The sequence below is a fragment of the Peterkaempfera griseoplana genome, assembly GCF_001418575.1.
GTDB classification, from domain to species: Bacteria; Actinomycetota; Actinomycetes; order Streptomycetales; family Streptomycetaceae; genus Peterkaempfera; species Peterkaempfera griseoplana.
Map to the genome: position 1 here is coordinate 9,126 of NZ_LIQR01000085.1, position 6,194 is coordinate 15,319.

Below are 6,194 nucleotides of genomic sequence, written 5' to 3' on the forward strand. Positions count from 1 at the left end.
CGGCCCCTCACGGCGTACGGTCAGCCTGCGGTGCGCTTGGCGAAGAGGAAGCCCTCGACCCCGGCGATGCCGAAGAAGAGCACGTCCATGGGGCTCAGCTGGTCCTTCCAGAGGTCGTAGATCACCCCGGCGTGGTCGGACAGGACGACGCTCACCGACATCCCGGCGTCATGCGCCGCCAGCAGTGCCAGACCGAACATCTGACCGAGGAACACTCCGAGCAGGGCCAGCGGCACCCCGAGGATCGGCAGTGTCTGGCTGCGTCCGCCGACCTTGCCGAGCGCCGCGCCCACCAGGGCGCCCACCGCGAGTGCCGCATAGCTGAACTCGTGGTTGGTGCCCCGGATGATCCCGCCGTACACCGCCGCGCCGACCAGTGCCGCCGCCACCCCGGCCAGCAGGCCGAGGGCGGCCCGGGAGGTGGTCGGCGAGGCCGCGGGGGCGGGGGCCTGCAGGTACGGCGACGGCGGGGGCAGCGGTGCGCCGAACTGGCCGGCCGGAGGCGGTACGGGTGCGCCGAACGCCCCGGCCGGGGGAGGCACCGGGGCGCCGGCGACCGGCGGCTGGACGTCCGGTTGCGGTTGCGGCTGCGGCTGCGGCGCCGGAGGGCCGAACGCCTGGGCAGGCGAAGGCGTGGTCTGGTCCACGGAGATCCCCCGAGATGAGTGGAGTGGGACACGTCGCAGCGGACGACGCGGAGCGCGGCGCACTGCGAACGTGGGAACGGGCCGGAACGCTAGCAGCGTCGGACGTCTGTTCCCAGTGGCTTTCGCGGACGAACCAGCCCCCGGCGGCCGCCGAGGACTGCGGCCCTCCAGGTGTGCCTCAGACCAGGGCGGCGGTCTCCAGCCGCAGGCCGAGTGGTGCCGGAAGATGGACCACACCGCCGAAGGTGACCTGGACACGGCTGACGTAATGGTCACCTGAAGGCTGCGCGAAGAGACTCGCCGTGCCGTCCTGGCGGTCGACCAGCAGATAGAGGGGGATGCCGGAGGCGGCGTAGCCGCGGAGCTTCTTCACGCGGTCCGTTGCGGCGTTGGAGGGCGAGGTCACCTCGCAGACGAGTTCCACACCGTCCGGAGGGAAGATCCATCCCTCCGTGAGCAGCGCCTTCTCGGGCAGCGCCAGCAGATCCGGGATGTAGCGCTCACCCGTGGCGGGCAGTTCCACGGTGAGCCCGTCCGTCACCACCAGGCCTGTGGACGCGGCAGGGCGGAGCAGGTCCCGCAGGCGCGTACAGATGTACTGGTGGCGGCCGCTGGGGCCTGGCGACACGCTGATTCCCCCGTCGATCACCTCGGCTCGGAAGCCGGCGGGCACCTCGAGCCGCTCATGCCAGGCCAGCAGATCCGCGTGGGGCGAATGCTCCGGAATCGGCATCGCCATGCGTCCTCCTGCGTGGCTGACGGGACAATCCTAGGTGCCGGGGCTGTACTGCACGGTCCCTCGAACGAATGATCCTGCACATCTCCCGTCCCGGGCATCAGCTCCTGGGCCCGATCGGGAACCGTGGCGGCCCTCCTGAGCGTCCTTGCACGTGTGCGCGCGGGGGCGCGCCGGTCCGGACGGCCGAGGCACAGGGGCCGATTGCGGGGGCGACGGGGGTTCAGGGGATGATGGACCCTTGGGCTTCCCCGGGGCGTGGGCATCACGCCGCTACCGGACCGCCCTCCCTTCGGTCCTCTGCCGTGCGGTCCTGCGGCAAGGGCCGACGCACCATCATGTCGACTGGCATACGTAGGGGATCGCATCCATGACCCAGGCCCAGGGCTCCACCGGCCGCCTCATCGCCGGCCGCTACCGGCTGGACTCGGTGCTCGGGCGTGGCGGCATGGGCACCGTCTGGCGCGCCGAGGACGAGATGCTGGGCCGCGTCGTCGCGGTGAAGGAGCTGCGCTTCCACGGCGGCGTCGACGACGAGGAGAAGCGCCGCCTGATCACCCGTACCCTGCGTGAGGCCAAGGCCACCGCCAGGATCAGGCACACCGCAGCGGTCACCGTCTTCGACGTGGTGGACGAGGACGACCGGCCGTGGATCGTGATGGAGCTGGTCGAGTCCCGTTCCCTGTCGGACGTCATCAAGCAGGACGGTCCGCTGGAGCCCGTGCGCGCCGCCGAGATCGGCCTGGACCTGCTGGGGGTGCTGCGCTCGGCGCACGGCCACGGCATCCTGCACCGCGACGTCAAGCCGTCCAACGTCCTGATCGGTGACGACGGCCGGGTGGTGCTCACCGACTTCGGCATCGCCAGCGTCGAGGGCGACCCGTCGGTCACCTCCACCGGCATGCTGGTCGGAGCCCCGTCCTACATCTCACCCGAGCGGGCCCGGGGCCAGAAGCCCGGCCCGCCCGCCGACCTGTGGTCGCTTGGCGCGACGCTGTACGCCATGGTCGAGGGCAAGCCCCCGTACGACCGGGGATCGGCGATCTCCACCCTCACCGCGGTGATGATGGAGGACCTCAAGACCCCCGCCAACGCCGGGCCGCTGCGCCCCGTGATCGAGGGACTGCTGCAGAAGGACCCCGACGAGCGGCTGGACGAGTCCACGACGCGGTCGATGCTGCGGCGGATCGTCTCCGAGGCGTCCAGGCGCTCGGAGGCCACCACCCAGCAGGCCGCGGCTGCGGCGACTCAGGTACTGCCCGCGACCCCGGCCGGGGACACGCAGCCCGAGACCAAGCAGCCCGAGACCAAGCAGCCCGAGACCAAGGCGGCCGGGGACGCCGCCCGTTCGGTGCCCCGCCAGGCGGCCCAGTCCGAGCAGGCCGCCCAGACCAAGGAGACGGCCCCGGCCAAGGAGTCGGGCAAGCCCAAGGAGACGGCGAAGCCCAAGGAGACGGCCCGGGCCGAGGACGCGGCGGAGGCCGCGGACGGCGGGCGGCGCGGCGCCGGGGTGCTGGGCGGTCTGCTCGGCACGGTGCGGGTGGGCAGCCGTACGGCGCCGCTGCCCGCAGACCCGGCAGACCCGGCAGAGCCTGCGGCAGCCGCAGCGCCCGTGACTCCCACGGCTCCCGCGCCGGCCGGGAAGGCCAGGCCCGCCGGTACCGCCAAGCCCGCTGCCGCCAAGCCTGCCCAGGCGGCGAAGGCGGCGAAGGCGGCCGAGCCCAAGGCCGTCGCTGTCCCCGCCCCCGCCCCTGCTCCGCAGGAGGCGCCGGCCACCGCCGTACTGCCCGCCGCAGTCGACGAGCTGAGCGAGGCGCCGTCCGGTCCCGGCGGCGGTCTCGGCCGGCGGATCCAGGAGTGGCGTGCGGCGCCGCCCGCCGAGCGCACCCCCGCTCCCCGGACGCTGCTGGTCTACGGCGTGGTGCTGGCGCTGCTGGTGACCGCAGTGGTACTGGGCGTCCGGGCCATGTCGGACACCGGCGACTCCTCCGGCGGGCAGGCCTCCGGCGGCGGTGCGGGCAGCCACAGCCCGGCCCCGAGGACATCCACGTCGCCGACCGGTTCGGCGCCGGCCCAGTCCTCCCCGGCGACCGGACCCGCAGCCCCGGGCGGCGGCGACCCGGCCGGTGACGACAAGGGCGGCAAGGGCGGCAACGGCGGCGACGGGAACGACGGCAGCAAGAGCGGCAGCAAGAACGCGGGCGGCGGCGCCAAGGACGCGGTCCCGGACGGCTTCACCACCTACACCAACGACCGGGAGCACCTCTCCGTCGTGGTGCCCGAGGGCATGACGTACGCCAAGGACAAGGACGGCGGCGTCGAACTGCACTACAAGGACTGGGTGCTGATCCTGGACCACCGGTCCGACGCCACCGAGGACGTCCTGGCGGACTGGCGCGACCGCGCGAGCCAGGCCAGCAGCGGCTACCCCGACTACCAGCAGATCGGCGACATCCACCAGCTGAGCTACCGCGGCTGGGACGCCGCGGACTGGACGTTCACGTACAACAGTCCGCCCGCCGTCAAGCACGCCGTCAGCCGGGCGTTCATCATCGGCAAGGACACCGACAAGGCGTACATCATCCAGTGGATGATGCCGCAGGACCAGTGGGACAGCGCCGAGGCAGCGAAGGCGCGCCAGGTGTCCTACGACAGCTTCAAGCCCCTGGGCTGAGGACCCGGGGGATCGGCGTCCCGCCGCGGGGCAGGCGCAGCCGGTGACGCCGCCGGCGGCCCGTACGCTGGGCCGCGAAGGGAGGGCCATGCCACCGGTGTACGGACGGCTGCTGGCCGGGCGGTACCAGCTGATGGACCGCCCGGAGGACCTCGCCGCGCCCCGCCGCCGTGCGGCGGTGGACTCCGCGAGCGGGCTGCGGGTCGTCCTGGAGGCCGTACCGCTGCCCGAGGTGGTCAGCGCCGAGGTGCTGGACGACGGCCTGGACACCGTCTACGGCCTCGCCCCCGAGGAGGCCGCGCCCACCGCCGGGGCCGCCGCGCGCGCCGTCGACCGGGCTGCCCGGGCCGTCGCCGCGGTGCCCGTGCACCCCCGGCTGCTCCAGGACTTCGAGGTGTTCCACCAGGACGGGTACCTCTGGGTGGCCGGCGAGTACCTGCCCGGGGTGCCGCTGGCCCGGCTGCTGGAGCGCGGCCCGCTGCCGGTCCACCGGGCGGCGGAGATCGCCGGGGATCTGCTGGGCGCCCTGCAGGCCGTCCATGCGGCGGGGCTGGTGCACGGCAACATCACCCCGGAGACGGTGCTGGTCTGCGAGGACGGTGCCGCGATGCTGGGCGGGCTGGGCAGCGGGGCCGCGCAGGAGGCGCTCTCCGAGGGGCTGGACGCCGACCCCTCCGGGGTGGCGCTCCCCCTGGGCACCGACTGGACCCTGGCCCGCCGGCGGGCCCGTGACAGCCGTGCGGCCCTCGCCGGGCCGAGGGCGGAGCGCTGGGCACCCGAGCAGGTCGGCCCGCCCGGGGGTGACCGCGGCCCGCAGCTGCAGCTGCAGCGGCCGTTGCCCGGTGAGCCGGTGGGTCCGGCGGCGGACTGCTGGGCGCTCGGGGTGCTGCTCTTCCGCCTCCTCACCGGGCGCCCGCCGTTCCCGGAGGAGGACACCGGTGTGCTCTTCGACGCGGTACGGGCCGGGCGCCGGGCGCCGGGCGCCTCCTGCGGGGCGCTCCGGCCGCTGGTGGAGGAGCTGCTGCATCCCGACCCGGCCGCCCGCCCCGCCCCGGCGCAGGTGCGCCGGCGGCTCTCCGAGCTGCTGACGCGGGCGCCGGAGCCGTACGACCCGGACACGGCGGGGGTCGCCGCGCTGCTGCCCGCGGTGCGGCCGGCCGGGACGGTGGAGCGCCGGCGACGCCGCGGGGGGCTGCCGCAGCCGCACCCCGACCATCCGCACGGCCCGCCGCGCCATGCCCGCCGGGGCCTGCGCCCCGGGTCGCTGGGGCCGCTGCTGGTCGGCGGGATCGTGCTGGTGCTGCTGCTGGTGCTGGGGGTGACGGCGCTGCTCGCCGGGTGAGCGCCCGGCGCGCCCGGCGCCCGGGCGAGTCACGACCGGGTCACACGCGCGGGGGCGGGATGTGCGGCGCCGGTAGGGACGCCTAACCTGTCTCCTGTACATGTTCGAGTGGTGAGCAGTGGCGTGCGCCGGGACCGGAACCCGGGGCGATGGACGGCGGGGGTCGTCGTGCGGGCCGCACCACCTGCCGGTGCGGCGGACTGCAGACGAGGGGGAGCACGGATGGGGACGCAGGACGGATCCGTACCGGGCGCGGCCGCGACTGCGGACGGTGCCGGCCGGGGAACCGGCGCGACACCGTTCCAGGGGCCGAGGGACGGACGGCTGCTGGCCGGCCGCTATCTGCTGGGCGAGCGGCTGGGCCGTGGCGGCATGGGCACGGTGTGGCGGGCCGAGGACCGGATGCTGGACCGCGAGGTCGCCGTCAAGGAGCTCAGCGTCAGCCACCTCCCGGAGGAGGACCTGCAGATCCTGCAGTCGCGGATGAAGCAGGAGGCCCGCGCCGCGGCCCGGATCAAGCACCCCGGTGTGATCACCATCCATGACGTCCTGGAGCAGGACGGCCGCCCGTGGATCGTGATGGAGCTGATCGACGGCCGTTCGCTGGCCGACGTCATCTCCCAGGAGGGCACCCTGCTGCCCCGGGACGCCGCCGGGGTCGGCGCCCAGGTGCTGGCCGCGCTGCACCGCGGTCACCAGGTCGGTGTGCTGCACCGGGACGTCAAGCCGGCCAACGTGCTGCTGGAGCGCGGCACCGGGCGGGTGGTGCTCACCGACTTCGGCATCGCCACCTTC

General features: G+C 74.5%; 5 protein-coding genes. 3 read left to right on the plus strand and 2 right to left on the minus strand.

Going from position 1 to position 6,194, the window contains the following annotated elements; all coding sequences use genetic code 11:
* Nucleotides 1–20: 20 nt before the first annotated feature.
* Nucleotides 21–647, minus strand: coding sequence for a hypothetical protein (locus AOK09_RS38875; protein ID WP_055586206.1), 627 nt, complete (start codon nucleotides 645–647; stop codon nucleotides 21–23).
* A gap of 178 nt (nucleotides 648–825) precedes the next feature.
* On the minus strand, nucleotides 826–1,386 hold the full coding sequence (locus AOK09_RS06785) for a Uma2 family endonuclease (RefSeq protein WP_055586207.1): 561 nt from the start codon (nucleotides 1,384–1,386) through the stop codon (nucleotides 826–828).
* A 367-nt stretch (nucleotides 1,387–1,753) separates the two neighbouring features.
* Here AOK09_RS06785 and AOK09_RS06790 point away from each other — a divergent pair, with 367 nt between their 5' ends.
* The 3 genes from AOK09_RS06790 to AOK09_RS06800 form a co-directional block, all read left to right on the plus strand.
* Nucleotides 1,754–4,057, plus strand: coding sequence for a serine/threonine-protein kinase (locus AOK09_RS06790; RefSeq protein WP_055586208.1), 2,304 nt, complete (start codon nucleotides 1,754–1,756; stop codon nucleotides 4,055–4,057).
* Between the two features lie 88 nt (nucleotides 4,058–4,145).
* Nucleotides 4,146–5,399 (plus strand): protein kinase family protein, encoded by a 1,254-nt coding sequence (locus tag AOK09_RS06795; protein ID WP_055586209.1) that lies wholly within the window; start codon nucleotides 4,146–4,148, stop codon nucleotides 5,397–5,399.
* Nucleotides 5,400–5,621: 222 nt separating this feature from the next.
* A partial coding sequence (locus AOK09_RS06800; RefSeq protein ID WP_157875815.1) for a serine/threonine-protein kinase occupies nucleotides 5,622–6,194 on the plus strand: 573 nt, incomplete at its 3' end.

Bases quoted from the DNA above. Each gene is read 5' to 3' on its own strand.
- AOK09_RS06785 (WP_055586207.1), bottom strand. From the start codon at position 1,386: ATGGCGATGCCGATTCCGGAGCATTCGCCCCACGCGGATCTGCTGGCC.
- AOK09_RS06790 (WP_055586208.1), top strand. From the start codon at position 1,754: ATGACCCAGGCCCAGGGCTCCACCGGCCGCCTCATCGCCGGCCGCTAC.
- AOK09_RS06795 (WP_055586209.1), top strand. From the start codon at position 4,146: ATGCCACCGGTGTACGGACGGCTGCTGGCCGGGCGGTACCAGCTGATG.